This window comes from Streptomyces sp. NPDC006551 (assembly GCF_040611675.1).
Taxonomy (GTDB): domain Bacteria; phylum Actinomycetota; class Actinomycetes; order Streptomycetales; family Streptomycetaceae; genus Streptomyces.
The window spans coordinates 1-1345 of the sequence record NZ_JBEXOT010000103.1 but is presented as its reverse complement, the minus strand read 5'-3'; the positions used below and the strand labels follow the sequence as shown (position 1 = coordinate 1345).

General features: G+C 67.4%; 2 protein-coding genes. One reads left to right on the top strand and one right to left on the bottom strand.

The window, feature by feature from the left end:
* Positions 1 to 30 precede the first annotated feature (30 nt).
* Positions 31 to 411, bottom strand: coding sequence for a DUF6221 family protein (locus tag ABZY12_RS34380; RefSeq protein WP_356897397.1), 381 nt, complete (start codon positions 409 to 411; stop codon positions 31 to 33).
* A 96-nt stretch (positions 412 to 507) separates the two neighbouring features.
* Here ABZY12_RS34380 and ABZY12_RS34375 point away from each other — a divergent pair, with 96 nt between their 5' ends.
* Entirely contained in the window at positions 508 to 1278 is a 771-nt protein-coding gene (locus ABZY12_RS34375; RefSeq protein ID WP_356897395.1) for a transposase, read from the top strand.
* The last annotated feature ends 67 nt before the right edge of the window (positions 1279 to 1345 follow it).

The following is a 1345-nucleotide window of genomic DNA, read 5'->3' as shown; positions in this document are numbered from 1 at the left end:
CTAAGGGCTGTCCCGCAAACGATCTCCGTCTCAGAGCCGTCGCGGGTAGGCGGGGTGATCGGCGTAGGGTGAGGCGAGGTCGAGCAGGTCGTCGCATGGCCAGGTCTCGCCGTCGTACTGGCAGTCATCGCGGTTGTCCCACGGTAGTTCGGGATCGCCGGTGGCTGGACTGAGTACATGGCGGGCGAGCACGCGTCGCTTGGCTTCGACCTCCCGCAGAACGCGAGCCGGGTTGTGCAGCGCGACGTGCAGGGCGATCGTGGGATGGAAGCCGGAGAGTTCTCCTTGGCAGAAGTCGACCGTTTGCCCGTGAGCGGTCCACTCCCCGCAGCCGTCACCGTCGCTGCGTCGGGCCAGGTCGGCCTCCTCGTCCAGCCGTGCGTGGAGGAACGTCACAAGGTCTTGGCTCATGGGGTCATCCTGGACGATGCATGAGGCCCGGTCGCCTGATTTCCATGCTGTGGGCAGGGCCCGGCTGGCAGGCCCGACAACTGGAATGATCTTGCTGTGGCTGGTGTGATCACGGCGTCCGAGCCGTCCTGGATAGCCCCGTTCTCCGGGCTGAGCCCTCGCGCCTTCGGCAAGTTGGTGACGGTGCTGCGGCGCCAGGGTGCGGACGCGGTCCGCAGGGGCCGGCCGTGGAGCCTTCCGCTGGAGGACCGGGCCCTGCTCGTCGCGGCGTACTGGCGCACGAACCTGACCATGCGCCAGCTCGCCCCGCTGTTCGGGATCTCGAAGTCGGCGGCGGACCGGATCATCGACAACCTCGGGCCGATGCTCGCCCTCCAGCCCCGCAAGCGGTTCGCCAAGGGCACCGTGCTCATCGTGGACGGCACCTTGGTGCCCACCCGGGACCACACGATCGCCGAGCGGTCGAAGAACTACCGGTACTCCACCAACCACCAAGTCGTCATCGACGCCGACACCCGCCTGGTCGTCGTGATCGGCCGGCCCCTCGCCGGGAACCGCAACGACTGCAAGGCGTGGGAAGAATCCGGCGCCAAAGCCGCCGTCGGAAAGACCCTCACGATCGCCGACGGCGGCTATCCCGGCACCGGGCTCGTCATCCCTCACCGCAGAGAGCGCGGCCAGACCGAACTTCCAGCCTGGAAGGAAGAAGACAACAAGTCCCACAAGCAGGTCCGGGCCCGGGTCGAGCACGTCTTCGCCCGGATGAAGACCTGGAAGATCCTCCGCGACTGCCGCCTCAAAGGAGACGGTGTCCACCACGCCATGCTCGGCATCGCACAGATGCACAACCTCGCCCTCGCCGGATAGGCCAGCGGGCCGCACGGCGGCCCACCACGCCCGAGGCGTCAAAGATCATTAACGGGACAGCCCTTAG

What these genes read in the sequence shown, in the direction of transcription:
- ABZY12_RS34380 (WP_356897397.1), bottom strand. Translation starts at nt 411, where the DNA reads ATGAGCCAAGACCTTGTGACGTTCCTCCACGCACGGCTGGACGAGGAG.